The following is a 21430-nucleotide window of genomic DNA, read 5'->3' as shown; positions in this document are numbered from 1 at the left end:
AGAAGAAGAAATTTATAACATCAGTTACTGGAAAAAGCAGGAGTATTGAATTATTGATTGAAAAAGATCAGTTACCTGAATTTAAGTAGGGGCAACTGATCAAAATATATGTGAAAGAGTACTAGGTTCTAGGACGCGGGGTAAACCCGCTGCGACAGGTAACGATGTGGCGGCGGATTTATCCCGCGTTTTTTGTTTAAAAGAATAAGGTTAGCGAGTTAGCAAGGGGAAAGAGTAAAGTTAGATTGTGCCCGCACATTGCTATGGCTAAACCCGGTACTGTAGGCGTGAAATTTATTTCGCGCGATATTTCTTAAATAACGGGTAAGTAGTAGGTCGGGCTTTAGCCCGTCAATGTTAGTGATTATGTGTCGCCATAAATGACGACCTACAGTGCTTGACTCATTAGCTCGTAGGTTAGTTAGAGTAGAGAGAAACCCAACACATAGGAAATATTAGATATTAGTCGTCAGGAGTCAGATAAAAATAAGTTAGCGAGTTAGCAAGGGGAAAGAGTAAAGTTAGTACCGTAGGCGTGAAATTTATTTCGCGCGAATAAGAATAATAAGCTCTTGTATAAAAGAAAAACTACATGGAAGATTTTCGATAGCTGATAGCTGATAGCTGATAGCTGATAGCTGATAGCTGATAGCTGATAGCTGATAGCTTGAAACTAAATAGAAATGGTGTTCCCCAAGTATGCGGTGCCCGGTGTCAGTCCTGAAACCTTGAGGTTTCAGGGCGGGGATCTGCGGTCTACCGTAGGCTTCTCGGTACATGCCGAGCTTGCACAATAGTAAACGAACAGAAACCCTAACATAAAATTTATCGGCTCAGGGACTTAACCAAGCTCCTGCACCCTAGGGAACACCTTCAGTATATAAGACAAGTTTCAATCCTTAAACCATAGAAGCAAAAAAAGCGGATCGTTCGGGTAGTTTTTCCCCACCTTTAACTGCTTATTTACTTTTCAGATTGCTTTTTGACCTCAATCATACAATTAATTGGAGTTGCGATTTATCGAGTGGTAGCATGACGTTACTTAGCCGAACAAAGAAAAAGTTATGAGCACGTTACCTGATTACCAACAAGCCCAATTGTTATTAGAAAAAAATGAAATTTTTGTCGCACCGTCAGAAGCCCATGGTGTGATAAGTGGTTTATTAGCCTGTGGCATCAATATCGAAGCCGACGAGTACTTAGGTTTATTAAGTGATGTATTCAACGATGGCCAAGCTTTTAGTAAAGATTTAAAAGCATTTTTTGCTGATGTGTATTCTCAGGTTGTTGCCAGTTTTAGTGATGAAGAATTTCAGTTTGACCTATTTTTACCAAGCGATGATGAAACACTGATCGATTTAGCCAATGGCTTAGTATCTTGGGTATCGGGTTTTATGCTTGGTTTTGGTTTAAAACAAAAAGATTACGGCAAGTTATCAGCTGATGTGAAAGAAGTGATCAGCGACTTTAGTGAAATTACCCGCCTAGACACCATGTTTGAAGAGACCGAAGAAGACAGCCAAGCACTGCACGAAGTGATTGAGTATGTGCGTGTTTCTGCATTGCTATGTTTTGCTGAGCTAGGTAAAGAGCCTGTAGGAAAAAGCACTAAAAAGACCCTTCACTAATCAAATTACAGAGGTTTAGCATGTCGTCTATTGCTATCGATAAAGCTGAATTTAAAGCCCGTCGTGAGCGCTTGCTTGCGATGATGGATAAAAACAGCGTGGCTATTATTCCAGCTGCTGGAGAAGTAACACGCAGTCGTGATACTGAATATGCATTTCGCCAAGACAGTGACTTTTTCTATCTTACTGGGTTTAACGAACCAGATGCAGTTTTAGTGCTTTGCCCTTCGAGCGATACACCAAGTACGCTTATTTGCCGTAACAAAGACAAACTAGCTGAAATTTGGCATGGCCGTCGAATTGGCTTCGAAAAAGCTAAATCTGAGTACTTATTCGACGCAACGTGCCCACTTAGTGAACTAGATGAACAATTATTAGATTTGGTGAACGGCCAGCAGATTTTATTTTATGCACAAGGTACTTACGCAAATTTCGATGCAAAAATTTGGGGTTTATTAAGCACACTTCGCAGCGCACCTAAAAAAGGCTATAAAGCCCCACATACCATTAAAGATATTCGTGGTTTAGTGCATGAGATGCGTTTGTTTAAATCTGATGCAGAATTAAACATTATGCGCACAGCGTGCGAAATTAGTGCACAAGGGCATATTCGCGCTATGCAGTTTGCCAAACCAGGCGCAACTGAATACCAATTAGAAGCAGAGCTTCATCATCATTATGCAATGAATGGTGCTCGTCACCCTGCTTATGGCACGATTGTCGGCAGTGGCGACAACGCCAACATTTTGCACTACACACAAAATGATGCTGAGCTAAAAGATGGCGATTTAGTATTAATTGATTCTGGCTGTGAACTTGAAGGTTATGCGGCAGATATTACACGCACCTTCCCAATCAATGGCAAATTTAGCGAACCACAAGCGGCGCTTTACAACATTGTATTAGCAGCCCAAGAAGCAGCATTTAGCCAAGTTAAGCCGGGCGGTAGTTTATCTAAAGCCAATGAACTGGCTTCAACGGTATTAACGCAAGGACTTATTGATTTAGGTATTTTAACCGGCGAGCTTGATGAGCTTATGGCAAACCAAGCATGCAAAGCGTTTTACATGCATGGTCTTGGTCATTGGTTAGGATTAGACGTACACGATGTTGGCGAATACAAGCTTGATGAAAAAGAGCGCGTATTTGAGCCGGGCATGGTGCTAACTATCGAACCGGGTTTATATATTAGCGAAGATGCAAAAGCACCAGAGCAATATAAAGGCATCGGTATTCGTATTGAAGATAACTTACTTGTCACTGAAGATGGCCATGAAAACCTGACCATTTCGGTTCCTAAAACCATTAGTGACATTGAAGCAGTGATGCAAGCAAATAAAGGCTAGGAGCAAGCGTGGCAAAGCAGTTTGATGTTGTCATTATCGGCGGTGGAATGGCGGGAGCAAGTTGTGCTCTGGGTCTAAAACAGAGCAATAAACAGTTATCAATCGCTGTAATTGAAGCAAATGAAGTAAGCGCAGACTATCACCCAAGCTTTGATGATAGAAGCATTGCGCTGGCTCAGCAGTCTGTTCAGTACTTAAAATCAATCAATGCTTTTGATTGCCATGCGCCATTTGCAGCAGCGATTGAAAAAGTAACCGTATCTGATCGTGGTCATTTTGGTAAAACGCATATTGATTGCCAAGAATATGGTCATGATGCCCTTGGTTATGTGGTCGAAGTGAACCCATTTGGGCGCAGCCTTCATCAGCAACTTACGCGTACAGATGTTAGTTTGTTTTGCCCAGATACGGTTGCCAAGCTTGAATACCGAAGCGACTGTGCCATCATCACGCTAAACTCGGGCGAACAGTTAAGCGCAAAACTTGTGGTGATTGCTGATGGCGCTCATTCGCAAAGTCGTAAACTGGCTAATATTGAGTTTAATACTCGTGCTTATCAGCAAGCGGCGATTATTGCCAACATCGAAGTGGCTGGTGGTCATCATCATCATGCCTTTGAGCGCTTTACCGAGCACGGCCCAATGGCATTGTTGCCAATGAGTAACAACCGATACTCACTGGTATGGTGTATGGAGCCTGAGCAAATTGAGCACCATATGGCACTTGAAGATGATGCCTTTTTAACTGCGCTGCAAAAAGCATTTGGTTATTGCGGTGGCTCATTTAGTAAAGTCGGTATGCGTGCAAGTTATCCGCTTGTGTACGGTAAAGCAGAATCACTGAGCAACCACCGTACAGTATTAATTGGTAATGCAGGCCATGCAATCCACCCAATTGCCGGACAGGGCTTTAATTTAGGGCTACGTGATGTTCAATTATTGTGTGATATGGCAAATAGAAGCGACCTTGGCGATTACGCTTTTACTCGTTATTACAGCCAAACTCGCAGTAAAGATATTACTACCGTGATGACACTCACAGACAGCCTAGTGCGTTTGTTCTCAAACTCATCGCGATTGCTTGCGCTTGGTCGCAGCATTGGTCTTTTCTCAATGGATTTATTCTCCTCGTTAAAAACCCCACTGGCAAAACAGCTTATGGGTCAGGTTAAGCAAGGTAAACGGATATGAAACAAGCACAAGTTTGTATTGTCGGTGGTGGCTGTGTTGGCCTTACGCTAGCACTTGGTTTAGCAAAAGCAGATATCAGCGTTGTGGTGATTGATGCGAGTAAAAATCAAACTTTACCGGGTGATGATTACGCACTTCGCGTGAGCGCATTAAGCCTGGCTAGTCAGAGCTTATTTGAGTCATTAAATGTATGGCCAGAGATCATTAAACAACGTGCTACACCGTATACGTCGATGGATGTACGTGATCAAGACAGCTTTGGCAAAATTCATTTTGATCATAACGATCTCGACTTACCGCAGCTGGGTCATATCGTCGAAAACGACATTATTCGCTACGCTTTAATTAGCGAACTTGAAAAGCAAAGTAATGCCACTTTATTGTTCGAAACCCGCTACCAGCAAATTCATCAAACTGATTCTGATGTGTTTATTACTCTTGAAAGCGGCGAGCCTGTGATTGCTAAACTATTAGTGGCGGCTGATGGCGCTAACTCGGCTATTCGCAAGCAATTCAACATGCCAATTACTTTTAAAGATTATGATCATCACGCCATTGTTGCCACGGTTAAAACCGCTGATGAGCATAACAACACAGCACGCCAAGTGTTTTTGCCAACCGGGCCGCTGGCGTTTTTACCCTTGCCAGATAAAAATACGCACTCAATTGTTTGGTCAACAAACCCAGAGCATTGCGACACACTTTTAGCGCTTGATGATAACAACTTCAATAAAGCGGTCATGGCAGCTCTCGATGGCCAATGTGGTTTATGTGAAGTGCAAAGTGAGCGCATGGCGTTTCCACTTAAGATGCGTTATGCCCAGCAGTGGGTGTCGGGCAAAGTGGTATTAATGGGCGATGCAGCGCATACCATTCATCCATTAGCTGGTTTAGGTATGAACCTTGGCCTAAAAGACGCCGCTTATTTAATTGAGCTATTAAGTAATGAGCAAGGCGAGTTTGCAAGTGTACGCACGCTGCGTGATTATGAACGTACTCGCAAGCTTGATGCACAAAAACACATTGCCATGATGCAAGGCTTAAAAGAGTTATTTTCAGGCGCTAACCCACTGAAAAAACTCGTACGTGGTGTTGGTTTAAGCCTAGTTGATAACCTTGGCCCAATTAAACATTTGTTCGCCAAAGAAGCGATTGGTAAATAGCATCTAACTAGTTGTTACTATTTAGTTTAAGCCGCAGCTAAGCAATTAGCTGCGGCTTTTTTGCACTTATATGAACGCAAAATGATAGCGCTGTCATTTTTGTTAGTGTATGATTAAATTTTTGTGATTGGTATGGAAATTAAACAGCTCTGTTGAGTTGTATACTAGTTTCCAACCAAATAAAAATAATTAAACTAAGAGAACAATTATGGAAGCAACGGTTGAGTGTGACAACAACACAAAACAAAGCATCTGGCTGCCAATGGTATTGGCCGGCTCAATGTTTTTTATCTTAGGGTGTATAACGTGGCTTAATGGTGCAATTACACCATTTTTGCAGCAAATGCTTGAGCTTTCGCCGTTACAAGCTTCGTTTATCATCTCTTCTTTTTATATTGCAGTAACAGTTGCCGGTATCCCATCGGCTATGCTGATCAAGCGCGTTGGTTATAAGAATGGTATGGCGATTGGCTGTGCGATTATGGCTTTATCGGCGCTGATGTATATTCCCGCTGCGAAACTGCAAATGATCGAAATCTTTTTGTTTGCACAATTAATGATAGGTGTTGGACAAACCGTACTACAAACCGCTGTTAACCCATACGTGGTTAAAATGGGCTCTGAGAAATCAGCCGCTGTGCGGGTGTGTATCATGGGCTTATTAAACAAATTTGCGGGTGTTATTGTGCCTGTTATTTTTGCCGCTGTAGTTGTAAGCGGTGTTGTTGATGGCGCAGGTAAATTATCGCAAGAACAAAAAGACATTATGGCAAATAGCCTAATCATGCCTTATGTGTTGATTGCCGCTTTAATTATGTTATTTGCAGCATTTGCCAAATTTGCACCATTGCCTGATTTAGTATTTGATGAAGACGAAACATCAAACGGCAAAGGCGAAATTAAAGAAACCCTAGCACACCCTCACTTAGTTTTAGGTGTAGTGGGGATTGCGCTATACGTTGCTGTTGAAGTTATTGCAGCAGACACCATTGGCTCGTACGCATTACAAATTGGCGTTGCTGACTACTCAGTTATGACCTCTTACACCATGGCGTGTATGTTGATTGGTTACGCAATTGGTATTTTAACTATTCCACGCTTTATGAGCCAACAAACGGCGTTATTAATGTCGGGTATTGCCGGTATTATTACCGTGTTGTTAGTGGTGCTTGGCAGCAATGACTCGTTCATTATTTCAAACCTATTATTAGTGCCATTTGGTGGCCCACAATTACCAGACCCATTGTTATGCATTGCGTTACTAGGCTTTGCTAATGCTATGGTTTGGCCTGCAATTTGGCCACTGGCTTTAGCTGGCTTAGGTCGCTTAACAGGCACCGCATCAGGGTTATTGATCATGGGTATTGCAGGTGGTGCACTAGGCCCATTATTAATCGGTTTAGGAAACGTAGCAGGCCTAGGCGCACAAGGCGCTTACATCGTTATGATCCCAAGTTATGTATTCATTTTATTCTACGCCTTAAAAGGCCATAAGATGAGAAGCTGGAAGTAACCCAGCAAACTGATTTTTCAAGTTAGACAAAGCCGCGGTACGCCCATCACCGCGGCTTTTTTGTGTGTAAAAATTAGCGAGTTTTCAAGGAGAAAGAAGCTTGTTGGTTGTGTAGAGCGTAGCGTAAGCCAAGGTTTGGAGCGATCAGTTTTCAGCCGACAGCTATCAGATTGAAAACAAAAGAGTTGAAATTCTCATCCGTAGGCGTGAAATTTATTTCGCGCGATGCTTATTTAACCACAAAAGCAACACGTAGGTCGGGCTTTAGCCCGTCAATGTTAGCGGTTATGTGTCGCCATAAATGACGACTTACAGTGCTTGATTCATTAGCTCGTAGGTTGGGAAGAGCGGAGCGAAACCCAACGTTTCAATATTCTTTTGCACAAAGAGAAGACAATGAGAAGACAATGAGAAAGACCATAAAGTTATGTAGTTTTTCCTTTAAAGTGCAGCGCCTCTTATCCTCTTTGTGAGTATCTATTGAGTCACGCGATATAAAATCGCACTAACTCTCACCCACAAAAAAGCCGTGGGATTTTCATCACACGGCTTTTGATATTTCGCTAAGTCGTTTTATTAGAACGAGTAGCTGTAACCTAGTTGTAGGGTACGTGGTTTACCCGGTTGAATACCGCCGTTTGCACGGTTTGCAACGTAGGTTTTGTCAAACAGGTTGTCTACTGTTAAGTATACTTTTTGTTTGTCGTCGATTAGGTATTTAGCAGCTAAATCCCATACCACGCGGCTGTCGATTGCATTGCGACCTGAGCTAGTTAAGTCTGCGTGTGCATCAGACACATAACGCATTTGCGTATCGAATACAAAGCTTGAGAACTCAGCACCCACTGAAAGCGCTAATTGGTTTTCTGGCACGTATGGCATTGCATCGCCTTTTTCTACGCTACCCCAAAGATCTGATTCAAACGCGTTGTCGAACTCAGAATCCGTGTAAGTGTAAGTTAAGCGAACAGGGAACGAAGCTGCGTTAGTAGCAAACACTTTACCTGCACTTAGCTCAAAGCCAGACACAGATACTTCACCGTAGTTGTATTGATCGCCAATGTTGTCATCGCTACAACCTACAGCCGCAGTACAGTTACCGTGCATGTTTGTGTAGTCAGAGTTAAAGTAAATTACTTCACCTTGAATACCCGCGTAATCGTAACGACCACCTAGCTCAATGTTAACACTCTCTTCTTCTTCTTGATCCGCATTACCCGGGGCTGCTGGAGCGTAACCTTTTTGAATACCAGCAAGAAGCGTTAGGTTATCGCTTACAGTGTAAGTAGCACCTAGTGATGGTACTAAGATCTCAGTGTCGTTGCTGATGTCTTTTGTTAGGCCATTTTCACGCTTTGGATCAGACTTAGCCCATTCAACACGTTTGATTGTGATGTCTTCGTAGCGAAGACCTGCGCTAATAACTAATGCATCAAGTGACCACTCATCTTGAATGAAAAGGGTAGTCGCTTCTGCGCTATCTAAACGGTTGCTGTTTGAACCTGGAACGCCTTTTTCTGTAAGCGTCATTGATAGGTCTTGGTTAAGCGTGTACTTGTCTTCCCATTGGAAACGATCCATTTCATCTTCGTGGTAACGTGCACCAACAGTGATGTAGTGGTTGCCCGCTGGGATATGGAATTCAGTTTGTAAGCCTTTCGCTTGGTAATCACGGTTATTCGCTTTTACGCCAACACCTTCAATACCTTCGCTTGTTGGGTTCGCTTCAAACTCGCTGTATTGCTCAAGGTAGCTGCTGCTTACTTTACTTGCTTTATACCAGTTACGGTGGAAGTCGTTTAGGTAAGCTGTAGCAAGTAGCTCGTAACCTTTACCAAAACGGTATGCATAGTTGATTTGGTATGCATTGTGTTGTGTGTTCATTTCATCGTTTTGCGATGCAGCATAACGACGGTAAGGGTTTGCTTGGTAATCAGCGTCAGTTAAACCCATGTACGTTTCGTCAGAGCGCTCGTCTGAGTACTTTAACTTCATTTCTAGGCTGTGTGCTTCGTTATCACCAAAGTCAAAGCCAAACTTTAATAAGAAATCGTTCTTTTCGAAGCCTGTGTTGTCGCTACCTACTGGTAAATCTTTAAAGCCATCTGCACCGTAAGTAAATACTTCTACAAGGCCCGCAGCATTGTTTTTCTTTTTACCGAAGTAAGCATGACCTTTGTAGAAACCATCACTACCAAGTTCAGCGTTAAGTAAACCTTTAGACCCTTCAGTTGGTAAGCTACGAGAAACTAAGTTTAAAACACCGCCTGTTGTACGTGGGCCATACTTAACAGAAGCTGCACCTTTAAGTACTTCGATTGACTCCATACGACCCATAGTAGGGAAGTAGTAAGCAGAAGGCGCTGAGTAAGGTGCTGGTGCTACAAGTACACCATCTTCCATTACTGAGATTTTGTCGTTACGACCCGTACCCGTACCACGCATACCGATGTTAGGACGAAGGCCATAGCCGTCTTCTTCTTGTACATATACACCTGGTACAGCACTTAAAACACGAGAGATATCAGTATATTCAAACTTTTCTAGTTCTTGCTCATCAATAAAAGTAGCAGAGCCAGGAATATCGTTAATTGCAGATGCAGAGCCAATTACAGTGATTTGCTCGAAGTTTTTCTCTTCTTTAGTTACATCTTTTGCAAAAGCATTAGCGCTTAAAGATAAAGCGACCGCAGTCGAAAGCGTAGAAACAATAAACTTAGGTGTCATTGTGTGTCCTGTGTATGTTTAGATTTTTTTAACCGGCGCAATTAAAACATGTAAAATAATGCGAATCAATCCTATTTGTAATAAAACAGGTATGAACTGTAAGTTTATGAATTAAATCACTTATAAGAAATACAGTAGTATTGTATTACGATATCGGGTTTGGGGTGGTGTTAAGTAAAACTTAATAGGCGGAGCGAAACACAACGTCTCGAGCCATCAGCTATCAGATTCAAAAGTTAGCGAGTTAGAAAGAGTAAAGGAGAAAGAAGCTATAACCTTTAGTTAGATTGTGCCTGCGCATAGTTAAATTGAAATGCTCACCTGTAGGCGTGAAATTTATTTCGTGCGATATTCCTCAAATCAACGGGTAAGTCGTAGGTCGGGCTTTAGCCCGTCAATTTTAACTATTATGTGTCGCCATAAATGACGACTTACAGTGCTTGATTTATTAGCTCGTAGGTTGGGTAGAGAGGAGCGAAACCCAACGTTTCACTATTTTTTGCACAAAGAGAAGATAATGAGAAAAGAATGAGAAAGACCATAAGATTATGTAGTTTTAACTCTAAAGCGTAGCGTCTCTTTTCCTCTTTGTGAGTATTACTTTTTTTATGTAGCGCGAAGCGCCTCGGTGCTCTCTATGGTTCAGTATTCTTTTGCACAAAGAGAAAATAATGAGAAGTGAATGAGTAACCCAATAAAACTATTAGTTACTTTCCTCTAAAACGCAGCGTCTCTATACCTCTTTGTGAGTATTCATTGAATTACGAGATATAAAATCGTTTTTACAATTTTGAAAACTCACACCTACGTCAAACGTAGGGCGATGAATTCGGCGAGTTTATCTACGGCGGTGCCGGGGTCGTCGGTGCGTTTAATTAAACTAATACCGATTTGACCAAGCTCAGGGAGGTCTTTGGTTTGTAGTTGGTAGTTAAGCTCATTCGGTACGGTGCTTTTTGCGAGTACCGTAATGCCTAAGCCTTCTTTTAACGCCGCAGTTAGGCCGGTTAAGTCGGCATTACTGTAGGCAATGCGGTATTTAATACCCGCACTTTGTAGTGCTTCGATTGCGCGGCGGCGATAAATACATCCCTCGGGGGCGGTTACAAGCGTTACCACATCGTTCTGTGCAAGGTTTAAATCACCCACCCATACGAGTTGGTCTTGCATAAAAATAGGGAATTTGGCAGATTCTAGCTCTTCGTTTAATGCCAGTACTAAATCGAATTGATCTTGGCGCGAGACCGACAATAAATGCTTACTCAAACGAGAGCGCACTTCGAGCGATACATCAGGGTAGAGGGCCACGAAGTCACCAATGATCGACGGTAAAATACGTGCAGCAAATTCACTGGGGATCCCCAAGCGCACTTTACCGGTCACGTTTTCGCTAGTGAACTGCTGCAAAATAGCATCGTTTTGTTGCAGCATTTGCTTCGCTAATGGCATAAGTAATTCGCCATACTGATTAAGCACTTGGCGCTGGCCTTGCTTTTTAAACAGCTTATGGCCCAGCATGTCTTCAAGGCGCTTTATTTGTAAGCTCACAGCCGGTTGCGATAGCCCTAATAATTCACCTGCTTTGGCAAATCCGCCAACTTCAACAACAGTGACTAAAGTACGTAAACTATCGGTAGAAATGTTTTTCATTAAAAAATTCTATTTATAGGGCTATGTATATAAGCATTATTTATCAATTGATAAATAATTACAATTTGTTGTTGCTAGCACGGCGCAATATACTTCAGCCATTAATGATTGATAGGTGTCACATATGACTTTTACGCCAATAATGTTTGCTCGCCACAGCCAAGCTGAGACCCCAGCAGACAACGTGCTACAAGCTAATAACGATACTGCCATTATGGACTTTAGTGGCACTGAAGCAATCCCATTTTTAACGGCTATTTTAGGTCTTGATATTAATAAGCTAACCGCTAGCGGTTTAGGCTTACGTAGTTCATTAGACGATGACCTAACAAGCAGCTACGCTTATGCCCTGTATTACTTTAACGAAACCGCATTTCGTTTTGTGTTAGGTAAAGATGCCAGCGTGCAATTACAGTCGCTTATTAATGAGCAACAACTTCGTTACGACATTGATTATGTAATGCGTGACGATTTAAGCGCGCTAACCCTAAGTGGTGAGCAAGCGTTTGACGCCTTGGTCGACAGCTTTAAGCTAACGCCTGGGCTGCGTTTATCAGACATGCGCAGCTGTTATGGTGCACAAAGCGGTGAGGTATTCATTACCGCCATAGATAACCAAGCAACACAGCAATTTCAGCTGGTGGCGCGCCAAGCAGAGCTTGATAAATGGCAAACGCACTTACAGCAGCTCGGCTTTGATTTAGCGTTAGCCAACGTTGCTTAAAACATAAAATTTTTAAAACAGCTACGCACTTGGGTGTTTAGCTGTTTTTTAGTTACAAAATCGCAATTTGGGTGTGACAACTGTGCAACTAATGTATAATCGCCGCCCATGTTATTCCCCCTCATTAAATTGAGGCCACGCCCCACAACTTGTGGGTTAATTTAAAAGTGAAGGAATATTATGACTTCTAAAACAGTTTTACATGCTAAGCACCTTGAAGCTGGCGCAAAAATGGTTGATTTTCACGGCTGGGAAATGCCAATCAACTACGGCTCACAAATCGAAGAGCATAATGCGGTTCGCACAGATGCAGGTATGTTTGACGTATCTCACATGACTATTGTCGATATTCAAGGCGAGCAAGCACAAGCGTTCTTACGTAAGCTAGTTGCAAACGACGTTGCTAAGTTAACTGTACCGGGTAAAGCACTTTACACAGGTATGCTTAACGAAGAAGGCGGCGTAATTGACGACCTTATCATCTACTTCTTCTCAGAAACGAACTACCGTTTAGTTGTTAACTCAGCAACACGTGAAAAAGATTTAGCGCATTTAGCTAAAGTTTCGGCTGATTTCGCCGTAACGGTTACTGAGCGTCCTGAGTTTGCAATGATTGCCGTTCAAGGCCCTAACGCACGTGCTAAAACAGCAACAGTACTTAACGCAGAGCAACAAGCTGCTGTTGAAGGTATGAAGCCTTTCTTTGGTGTGCAGGCAGGTGATTTATTTATTGCGACAACAGGCTATACTGGCGAAGATGGTTATGAAATCGTAGTACCTAACGATCAAGCTGCTGATTTATGGCAACAACTTCTAGACGCAGGCGTAGCGCCAGCTGGTCTAGGTGCACGTGATACGTTACGTCTTGAAGCAGGTATGAACCTTTACGGCCTAGATATGGACGAAAGTGTTTCTCCACTTGCTGCAAACATGGCGTGGACAATCGCATGGGAGCCAGAAGATCGTAAGTTTATCGGTCGTGAAGTATTAGAACAGCAACGCGCTGACAAGAGCACAGACAAACTAGTTGGTTTAGTGCTTGAAGAAAAAGGCGTATTGCGTAGCGGTTTAAAAGTCATCGTTGAAGGTGGTGAAGGGGTGATTACCTCTGGTACATTCTCACCAACTCTTGGTCACAGTGTTGCGCTAGCACGCGTTCCGCGTTCAACTGGCGAAACAGCCCAAGTAGAGATGCGTAAAAAACTGGTTAACGTTAAGGTTGTTAAACCTTGCTTTGTACGTAACGGCAAATCAGTTATCTAAACTATAAAAAATTTGGTGTTATCACCTAATAATGCCAATCATGTTGAGTTGTTAGCATGATTGGTAACAGAACCAAAGGAACAAAAAGATGAGCAATATCCCAAGCGAATTAAAATATGCTACTTCACACGAGTGGGTTCGCGACGAAGGTGACGGTACGTTTACTGTAGGTATCACTGAGCACGCACAAGAACTTCTTGGCGACATGGTATTCGTTGAATTACCAGAAGTTGGTGACGAAGTTGACGCGGGTGAAGACTGTGCAGTAGCTGAGTCTGTAAAAGCAGCATCAGACATCTACGCACCAATCGGTGGTGAAATCGTTGCAATCAACGAAGATCTTGAAGATTCGCCTGAAACAGTAAATAACGACCCGTACACTGACGGTTGGTTATTCCGTATCAAAGCATCTGACACATCAGAGCTTGATAACCTGTTAGACGCTGAAGGCTACGCTAACACAATCGACGAAGACTAATTAATTAGTCACGCCGACTAAAAGCCCCGTCTAGATCCCCAGCTAATTAAATGCGTAGCTTGGGTTTCACAGGGGCTTTTATGATTTTATAGCTTACGTTTCCATACGCTGTAAGTTACTAAATCAACACGTTTTTAAGTTATTGCCAGTTACCCATTGGCAGTAACCACTTTTTTTTGGATCATAGGAATCTGGACAAATGTCAAACGCCAAATCTCTTGAACAATTAGAGCAAAAGCAAGATTTTATTCGCCGTCACATTGGGCCAAGCCCAGCGCAAGTAAGCGACATGCTGAGCGCTCTTGGAGTATCGAGTGTTGAAGAGCTGATCGGTCAAACGGTACCTGCAAGCATTCGCTTAGAGCAAGGTTTATCAATTGGCGAAAGCCGCACTGAAGTTGAAACACTAAGCTACTTAAAATCAGTAGCAAGCAAAAATAAAGTGTTCAAATCATACATCGGTCAAGGCTACCACCCAACTCACGTACCACACGTAATTTTACGTAACGTACTTGAGAATCCAGGCTGGTACACTGCGTATACACCATACCAACCAGAGATTGCACAAGGTCGTTTAGAATCATTATTAAACTTCCAGACTATGACCCTAGACCTAACAGGTCTTGATTTAGCAAGCGCGTCATTACTTGACGAGTCAACGGCTGCAGCAGAAGCAATGGGCCTTGCAAAGCGTGTTGCTAAGTCTAAAGCAAATGCATTCTTCATCGCTGATGACGTGCACACACAAACAATCGACGTTGTTGCAACACGTGCAGAGCAGTTCGGTTTTGACGTTATAGTTGGCAAAGCAGCTGAAGCACTAGACCACGACATTTTTGGTGCTTTATTCCAATACCCATCAACAACCGGTGAAATTACAGACGTAACCGATTTAATCGCTGGCGTACAAAGCAAAAAAGCGATTGCCTGTGTTGCTGCAGACATCATGAGCTTATTACTGCTTAAAGCACCAGGTAAGCTAGGTGCAGACGTAGTGCTTGGTTCAGCACAGCGTTTTGGTGTACCTATGGGTTACGGTGGTCCACACGCTGCATTCTTCGCAACACGCGACAAGTACAAGCGTTCACTACCTGGTCGTATTATCGGTGTTTCTAAAGACCGTTTAGGTAACGACGCACTGCGTATGGCAATGCAAACACGTGAACAACACATTCGTCGTGAAAAAGCCAACTCAAACATCTGTACAGCGCAAGTACTACTAGCGAACATGGCAGCGTTCTATGCGGTTTACCACGGTCCACAAGGCCTTAAAACTATCGCTGAGCGTATCCACCGTTTTGCAGACATCTTAGCGGCTGGCTTAAAATCAAAAGGCTTAAACCTTAAGCACGATACATGGTTTGATACGCTAACTGTTGTTGCAGATAACAAAGACGAAATCGTTGCACGTGCAGTAGCAAACGGCGTTAACTTTGCGTCTAACCGCGCAGGAGAATACTCAATTTCTGTATCAGAAACAACAACTCGTGCAGACGTAGCTGAGTTATTCGACATCATCTTAGGTGAAGATCACGGCCTAAGCGTTGACGCACTAGCAAACGAAATCGAAGTAAACGGCAGCAACTCAATTCCTGCAAGCCTAGTACGCGATGACGAAATTTTAACGCACCCTAACTTCAACTCGTACCACAGCGAGACTGAAATGTTGCGTTACATCAAGCGCCTAGAGAACAAAGACTTAGCGCTTAACCACTCAATGATCTCATTAGGTTCATGTACGATGAAACTTAATGCGACAGCTGAGATGATCCCAATCACTTGGCCTGAGTTTGCAAACCTACACCCATTCTGCCCACTTGATCAGGCAGCGGGTTACCAAATCATGATGACTGAGTTACATGATTGGTTAGTAAACATCACAGGTTACGATGCAGTTTCACTACAACCTAACTCAGGTGCACAAGGTGAATACGCAGGCTTAATCGCGATTCGTAAATATCACGAGTCACGCGGTGAAGGTCACCGTAACGTATGTTTGATCCCAAGTTCAGCGCACGGTACAAACCCAGCGTCTGCACAAATGGCAAGCATGAAAATCGTGGTTGTTGACTGTGATAAAAACGGTAACGTTGATATGGCAGACCTTAAAGCGAAAGCCGAAGAGGTATCTGAAAACCTATCTTGTATCATGATCACTTACCCATCTACACACGGTGTTTACGAAGAAACAATTCGTGAAATCTGTGACATCGTGCACCAGCACGGCGGTCAAGTGTACATGGACGGCGCAAACATGAACGCGCAAGTAGGTGTTACAAGCCCAGGTTCAATCGGTTCTGACGTATCGCACCTTAACCTACACAAAACATTCTGTATTCCACACGGTGGTGGTGGTCCAGGTGTTGGCCCTATCGGTGTTAAATCTCACCTAGCGCCATTTATGCCTAACCACAGCGTAATTAATGTTGCTGGCACAAACATCGGTAACGGTGCGGTTTCTGCTGCTCCTTACGGCTCAGCAGCTATTTTACCAATCTCGTGGGCATACATTGCCATAATGGGCTCTGAAGGCTTAAAACAAGCAACAGAAATGGCTATCGTGAACGCTAACTACTTATCTGAGAAGCTAAGCGAGCACTACCCAATTTTATACCGTGGCCGTAACAACCGCGTTGCGCACGAGTGTATTGTTGACCTACGCCCACTTAAAGAGCAAACAGGCGTTACAGAAATGGACGTAGCTAAACGTCTACAAGATTACGGCTTCCATTCACCAACTATGTCATTCCCAGTAGCTGGCACACTAATGATTGAGCCAACTGAGTCTGAGTCTAAAGTTGAGATCGACCGTTTCATCGAAGCAATGGTGTCAATCAAGTCAGAAATCGACCGTATCGCATCTGGCGAATGGTCAATTGAAAACAACCCGCTAGTGTTTGCACCGCACACACAAGCAGACGTACTAGGCAATGAGTGGGATCGTGCATACGACCGTTTCTACGCAGCATTCCCAGTACCAAGCGTAGCAAAAGACAAATTCTGGCCTACAGTAACCCGTATCGACGACGTATACGGCGACCGTAACCTAGTTTGTTCATGCCCAGCGGTTGAGACATACCGTGACTAAGGTTTGATTAAATTCAAATGCCAAAAAGCCGTTGCAGCAATGTAACGGCTTTTTTGTTGGAGAAAAGCTATCAGCTTTCAGCCGTCAGCTGTCAGATTAAAAATACAAGTTAGTGAGTTGCGAGGGGAAAGTCGCGAGGAACGAGTTTCGAGATGCGTGTTGTAGGAGGCGTTTTAACGCAGAAAAAAGAGTTATTAGATATCAGTGGTTAGAAGTTAGATTAAGAATACAAGTTAGCGAGGGAGCGAGTTAGCAAGGGGAAAACGTATATAAGCTAGTTTGTGCCTGCACATAGCTTAGGCTAAACCTGCTACCGTAGACGTGAAATTTATTTCGCGTGAAGATGTAAGAGTAAAGTTGAAATGCAAGACCTGACCATGTGTTCTGAGAGAGTGCTGTCCGAGCACAATTCCTTTGCAACTACCCAGTAAATTAACTCTCGATTTGAAGATCTTTTGTGCCATTCAAAATTCCTGTATCTATGAACAGGTTAATCATGCCATAGCTCACACACTCAATGAACAGGAATTCATATATTTTACAGTTATGATTGCAGGTTTTTCATATGGTTATCGACTTATCAACAGTACATCTAGTATTTTCTGGCCAACACATCGAATAACTTACATGTTTTCCCTTATATTTAATGTATGATATTTTATTGATATTAAAGAGTAAATTAATTAGCTGGGATGCACTTTGTATTAGCAATACCTAGCATTACTATATTAGGGAAGCTAATAAAATGAGTAAAACTCTTGTCGTTATGATTCATGGTCTCACTGGTGGAGGTGGTACTTGGGTTAATGATGAAAATGGGGCTAGTTTTTCTGAGTTATTGCAAGCCGATAGCAAAATAAGCGATCAAATTGATGTAATTGAGTTCGACTACTTTACAAAAATTGTCAACCTTACTCAAAATGTTTTGGGGAGTTCATTTGTAGGTTTAATTAATAAATATACAGGCTCTTTTTTTAACAAACCAAAAATTAGAAAAAATTCATCCATAAATTCACTAACAAATTCGTTGGCAACATTTCTGGAAGTCGAAAGTGCAAACTATGACAGTATAGTATTTATTTGCCATAGTATGGGCGGGCTTATTGGCAAAAACTTTATCTTAAATCACTTGGCTGAAGAATATGAAGATATTCAAATACCAGTAATTGGTTATATTTCTTTGGCTACACCTCACAGAGGATCATTTCCTGCTGTAATCCTTGGCCCTATTAATGTGAATGCTAGAGAGCTACAACCTTTAAATGAAGATATGACAACATTAAATGATCTTTGGGTTGAAAGCTTTGATGACTTGCCAAAAAGCTACTACGTAGAAGCGCTACATGACGAGTGTGTTGGAAAGTTAAGTGCTACCCCGAATACGGTTAAAAAGTTCAAATCTAAAACATTGCAAGTTAGCCATAGTGAAATTTGCAAGCCATCAAGCTCTAAGGATTTAACTTACAAAGTAGTAAGTAAATATCTAGAGGAGATACTTCATACTCATAGACAAAAAAAGTTAACTCAAGTTGAATATGAATCAGATGTGCACTCATACGATAAAGAAATTTTTGTCATTAAAATGGTATTAGCATCTGTAGAAGAAAGGCTAATAGAAGATGCGAAAGAGTCTTTTTTCCATGCAGAGCTTATTATGAAATCTGCTAAGAAAAATGAACTAGAGGTTTTTAAAGAACTTAGAAGTAAAATTATAAGTCTGTACAGAACCTATAGCTCCTGTAAAGGTGTGAAATCAAATAGTGAAGTTGTTAAAGAGATTCATAGTAAAATAGTTGAATTAGATAAAAGTTCTTTAGATTGCCTTGTGGAGTACCTTAATTTTCTTCATAAAAAAGGAATTCTGCATCAGGAGTCTAATCGCTTAAATTTGGATGTAAATTGGTGTGATAGTGTAACAATAGACTCAATTGAAAATGAGGTCAGATGATTTGTTTGATTATAGAAACGAAAGGTTTTATAGAGTTTTTTTAGTATCATTTCTAATTCATAATTTATCTGAAAATAGAAGTGGACGAAAAATTCTGACTCTAGAGAAGTTAGAGTTGTTGTATTTCATTGTTAATAATCCAATGCTTTTAAAGAAAATTTCAAATGCTATGGATTTAGGCAGTGTGTATGGTTACCAACAGGATCTTTATGAAAATGGTTATCAATTTTCTGATATCAAAAGCAAGAGTGATGCAATAATACCTTTTTTACTTTTGACTGAGTCCAAGAAGGTGCGCCTCAATGATGAAGGCATGATTGAGGCTCTTGAACTACCTGACTTCAAATCTTCATCAGAATTCTTAGATAAAAATATATCGATCTTGAAGAAGCTCGCAGCACTTAACGAAAGCAAACTAGTAAGCCTTGTATCGGAGAATTCATGAATAAAATAAAAATGGAATTTAAAAAGCTAATAATAGTAGGTGTTGAGCGTGAATATCGATGCACATTTGAATCTGGATTGAATTTGATTTGGGGAGATCTTGATTCAGGTAAATCTAGTATTCTTAACCTTATAGATTTTGCTTTAGGTGGTAAGTTTGGTGACTTAGATAATGACGAAATTAAACTATACGGTAGAAGTGTAGTTTTAGAGGTTTCAATCAACCAAAAAGTAATAACGTTAAATCGAGTTTTAGGAGATAAAGTAAACCTAATTAAGGTGTATGAATGTTCCTATGCAAATATTAATGATCATTACCCTTTGTTATGTTCTGCATCTTCCGAAGGTCAAGAGCCTGATGGCTGGGTTTCAGATATATTACTTGATTACTTAGACATTCCAAAAGTAAAGCTTAAACAATCAAAATACAAAGATGACTCAAATAGTAGTCGGTTGAGCTTTCGAGATTTAATGAAGCTAATTCATTTAAAACAAAAGCGTGTCGCAAGTGACAACTTAATGGATTTAGCTAATGGCCCTTTATTCAACAGAAATGTAGAAGTACAGAAATTTGTTTATGGTGTCCATGATGATCAGTTAGCGCAATTGAGTGAAGAAATCAAAAAAGAAGCCGAAGCTTTTAAAGCACTTACCAGCAAAGCAAAGTCTATTGATGAGTTTTTATCTGCAACTAACTCTAAAATAAACTCAGGTGAAGATGCAGTTAAATTGAAAGTGGAATTAGAAGCTGTTGATGAAGAAATCCAATTACTAAAAACAAATAGTAAACTTGCTTCATCTACTTCAGATAAGTTCAGCGTTGAAATAAAAGAGTTAGTTGAAAACATTCAGAATCTTGAAAACAGTAGGTATGCAATAAAAGCAAAACTAACCGACTATAAACGACTCAAGGCTTCTTACGAAAAGGATCTTAGTTGTATTAAAGATTCACTTATATTGAGGGATTCGTTAAGTGTTCATGAGTTAACCCAAAAAGAAGTTAGTTGTCCTACATGTAGTGGTGCCATAAAACTAGATGACGAGGTTCTCACTAATGAACAACTGGAATTTGAACAGCGCTCCGTAAAAAATAGACTGTCTGGTTGCTCTAAGGCAATTGATAAAATTAAGTTGGATCTTACCTTATTAGATCAAAATATTACTGAAAGGAAGAAGCTATTAAGCACAGTTAGATATGATTTTGAACAGAATAATTTAGAATCACTATCTCCAATAATTGAAATGATTTCGAGGGCTGAGGCTGTAAGGCGATCATTATCCGAAAGACTTGTAGAGATTGAGAGGAATTCAAAGTTAGTTCAAAAGCTTGAGGATATTTATTCCAGAATTAGAAGTAAAGAAATACATATTGGAAAGCTGAAAACTGACCTTAAAAAAGTAGAGTCTCAGTTAGTATCTACAGATGATATAATTAAGGAGCTTTCTACACATTATAAAAATCTTATGGATTGCTCTAAGCTGACCAGAATTTACGGTTCCTCAATAGACAAAAAGTTTATGCCTAACTTTAGAGAAAGAACTTACTCTAAAATATCTTCGGGTGGTGTTAGGACTTTAATGTCGGTGTACTTGTACATTTCTAGATTAAAATACCTCCTTGAGAATGGAGGGTACTTACCAGCAACTTTATTATTGGATACTCCAGGACAAAATATAGGGAAATATTCAAGGGAAGATGGAGATGATAGCAGTCTATCAGATCCAGCTATTTACGAGCAGATTTATAAATCAATGGTTGATTTGAATGAGATTGCATTAAAAGACAGCTATCAAATAATCGTAGTTGATAATGATCTTGCTACATCTTTGAATGAGGATGATTACTTTTTAGTGAAAAGATTTGATAAGACTGAAAAATACGGCGAAAAAGGGTTGATAAGTGATGCAAATTTGGCCGATAAGCCCTAAAAAAAGCCTAGCGAAACTGTCACAAACTTTATTAGTTGTAATCAATTAAATTCAAATGTCAAAAAGCCGTTGCAGCAATGCAACGGCTTTTTTGTTGGAGAAAGTTAGAGAAAAGTGATCAGGTCTTTCTTTTTGCCTAACCCCTTTACAAATCCAAACCAACATTATGCTGTTAGCACCTAGCACCTAGCACCTAGCACCTAGCACCTAGCACCTAGTACTCTTTCACATATATTTTGATCAGTTGCCCCTACTTAAATTCAGGTAACTGATCTTTTTCAATCAATAATTCAATACTCCTGCTTTTTCCAGTAACTGATGTTATAAATTTCTTCTTCT

At 41.2% G+C, this 21430-nt stretch carries 14 protein-coding genes and 1 other RNA gene; 12 read left to right on the top strand and 3 right to left on the bottom strand.

What is annotated here, in order from left to right; all coding sequences use genetic code 11:
- Nucleotides 1-686: 686 nt before the first annotated feature.
- A non-coding RNA gene (ssrS, locus tag L1264_RS19515) (6S RNA) lies at nt 687-870 on the bottom strand.
- A gap of 194 nt (nt 871-1064) precedes the next feature.
- On the opposite strand from ssrS, the gene L1264_RS19510 reads away from it, so the two are divergent.
- The 5 genes from L1264_RS19510 (at nt 1065) to nagP (ending at nt 6840) form a co-directional block, all read left to right on the top strand.
- Nucleotides 1065-1628: a UPF0149 family protein gene (locus L1264_RS19510; protein WP_135925810.1), complete on the top strand. Its 564-nt coding sequence runs from the start codon at nt 1065-1067 to the stop codon at nt 1626-1628.
- A 20-nt stretch (nt 1629-1648) separates the two neighbouring features.
- Nucleotides 1649-2974 (top strand): Xaa-Pro aminopeptidase, encoded by a 1326-nt coding sequence (gene pepP / locus L1264_RS19505; RefSeq protein WP_199526743.1) that lies wholly within the window; start codon nt 1649-1651, stop codon nt 2972-2974.
- Nucleotides 2975-2982: 8 nt separating this feature from the next.
- The gene (ubiH, locus tag L1264_RS19500) at nt 2983-4164 is read left to right on the top strand and encodes a 2-octaprenyl-6-methoxyphenyl hydroxylase (RefSeq protein WP_199526744.1); all 1182 of its coding nucleotides are present in this window, start codon (nt 2983-2985) and stop codon (nt 4162-4164) included.
- Nucleotides 4161-5327 (top strand): FAD-dependent monooxygenase, encoded by a 1167-nt coding sequence (locus L1264_RS19495; RefSeq protein ID WP_199526745.1) that lies wholly within the window; start codon nt 4161-4163, stop codon nt 5325-5327. The genes ubiH and L1264_RS19495 overlap by 4 nt, the downstream gene beginning before the upstream one ends.
- A 208-nt stretch (nt 5328-5535) precedes the next feature.
- Nucleotides 5536-6840 (top strand): N-acetylglucosamine MFS transporter NagP, encoded by a 1305-nt coding sequence (gene nagP / locus L1264_RS19490; RefSeq protein ID WP_055198117.1) that lies wholly within the window; start codon nt 5536-5538, stop codon nt 6838-6840.
- Nucleotides 6841-7416: 576 nt separating this feature from the next.
- On the opposite strand, the gene L1264_RS19485 is transcribed toward nagP, so the two are convergent.
- Together L1264_RS19485 and L1264_RS19480 are read right to left on the bottom strand one after the other, a co-directional pair.
- Nucleotides 7417-9567, bottom strand: a complete 2151-nt coding sequence (locus tag L1264_RS19485; RefSeq protein WP_199526746.1) for a TonB-dependent receptor family protein — start codon at nt 9565-9567, stop codon at nt 7417-7419.
- Between the two features lie 804 nt (nt 9568-10371).
- On the bottom strand, nt 10372-11217 hold the full coding sequence (locus tag L1264_RS19480; RefSeq protein WP_054560757.1) for a LysR family transcriptional regulator: 846 nt from the start codon (nt 11215-11217) through the stop codon (nt 10372-10374).
- Between the two features lie 124 nt (nt 11218-11341).
- Here L1264_RS19480 and L1264_RS19475 point away from each other — a divergent pair, with 124 nt between their 5' ends.
- The 7 genes from L1264_RS19475 (at nt 11342) to L1264_RS19445 (ending at nt 21091) form a co-directional block, all read left to right on the top strand.
- The gene (locus L1264_RS19475; RefSeq protein WP_062570363.1) at nt 11342-11941 is read left to right on the top strand and encodes a hypothetical protein; all 600 of its coding nucleotides are present in this window, start codon (nt 11342-11344) and stop codon (nt 11939-11941) included.
- 180 nt (nt 11942-12121) lie between these two features.
- Nucleotides 12122-13204 (top strand): glycine cleavage system aminomethyltransferase GcvT, encoded by a 1083-nt coding sequence (gene gcvT, locus L1264_RS19470; RefSeq protein ID WP_054560755.1) that lies wholly within the window; start codon nt 12122-12124, stop codon nt 13202-13204.
- An 88-nt stretch (nt 13205-13292) separates the two neighbouring features.
- Nucleotides 13293-13682: a glycine cleavage system protein GcvH gene (gene gcvH, locus L1264_RS19465; RefSeq protein ID WP_062570365.1), complete on the top strand. Its 390-nt coding sequence runs from the start codon at nt 13293-13295 to the stop codon at nt 13680-13682.
- A gap of 199 nt (nt 13683-13881) precedes the next feature.
- Entirely contained in the window at nt 13882-16770 is a 2889-nt protein-coding gene (gcvP, locus tag L1264_RS19460; RefSeq protein WP_235404428.1) for an aminomethyl-transferring glycine dehydrogenase, read from the top strand.
- Nucleotides 16771-17515: 745 nt separating this feature from the next.
- Complete coding sequence (locus tag L1264_RS19455) at nt 17516-18718, top strand: ABC-three component system protein (protein ID WP_235404426.1); 1203 nt, start codon at nt 17516-17518, stop codon at nt 18716-18718.
- A gap of 1 nt (nt 18719) precedes the next feature.
- Nucleotides 18720-19163: a hypothetical protein gene (locus L1264_RS19450; protein ID WP_235404424.1), complete on the top strand. Its 444-nt coding sequence runs from the start codon at nt 18720-18722 to the stop codon at nt 19161-19163.
- Nucleotides 19160-21091: an ATP-binding protein gene (locus tag L1264_RS19445; RefSeq protein ID WP_235404422.1), complete on the top strand. Its 1932-nt coding sequence runs from the start codon at nt 19160-19162 to the stop codon at nt 21089-21091. Before L1264_RS19450 ends, L1264_RS19445 begins: the two co-directional genes overlap by 4 nt.
- The last annotated feature ends 339 nt before the right edge of the window (nt 21092-21430 follow it).

This window comes from Pseudoalteromonas sp. APAL1 (genome assembly GCF_021532475.1).
Classification (GTDB): Bacteria; Pseudomonadota; Gammaproteobacteria; order Enterobacterales; family Alteromonadaceae; genus Pseudoalteromonas; species Pseudoalteromonas lipolytica_C.
This window is presented reverse-complemented; position numbering and strand designations above follow the sequence as displayed.

Bases quoted from the DNA above. Each gene is read 5' to 3' on its own strand.
- L1264_RS19445 (WP_235404422.1), top strand. From the start codon at position 19,160: ATGAATAAAATAAAAATGGAATTTAAAAAGCTAATAATAGTAGGTGTT.
- L1264_RS19455 (WP_235404426.1), top strand. From the start codon at position 17,516: ATGAGTAAAACTCTTGTCGTTATGATTCATGGTCTCACTGGTGGAGGT.
- L1264_RS19480 (WP_054560757.1), bottom strand. From the start codon at position 11,217: ATGAAAAACATTTCTACCGATAGTTTACGTACTTTAGTCACTGTTGTT.
- gcvH (WP_062570365.1), top strand. From the start codon at position 13,293: ATGAGCAATATCCCAAGCGAATTAAAATATGCTACTTCACACGAGTGG.
- L1264_RS19495 (WP_199526745.1), top strand. From the start codon at position 4,161: ATGAAACAAGCACAAGTTTGTATTGTCGGTGGTGGCTGTGTTGGCCTT.
- L1264_RS19475 (WP_062570363.1), top strand. From the start codon at position 11,342: ATGACTTTTACGCCAATAATGTTTGCTCGCCACAGCCAAGCTGAGACC.
- L1264_RS19485 (WP_199526746.1), bottom strand. From the start codon at position 9,567: ATGACACCTAAGTTTATTGTTTCTACGCTTTCGACTGCGGTCGCTTTA.
- L1264_RS19510 (WP_135925810.1), top strand. From the start codon at position 1,065: ATGAGCACGTTACCTGATTACCAACAAGCCCAATTGTTATTAGAAAAA.
- gcvT (WP_054560755.1), top strand. From the start codon at position 12,122: ATGACTTCTAAAACAGTTTTACATGCTAAGCACCTTGAAGCTGGCGCA.
- pepP (WP_199526743.1), top strand. From the start codon at position 1,649: ATGTCGTCTATTGCTATCGATAAAGCTGAATTTAAAGCCCGTCGTGAG.
- nagP (WP_055198117.1), top strand. From the start codon at position 5,536: ATGGAAGCAACGGTTGAGTGTGACAACAACACAAAACAAAGCATCTGG.
- gcvP (WP_235404428.1), top strand. From the start codon at position 13,882: ATGTCAAACGCCAAATCTCTTGAACAATTAGAGCAAAAGCAAGATTTT.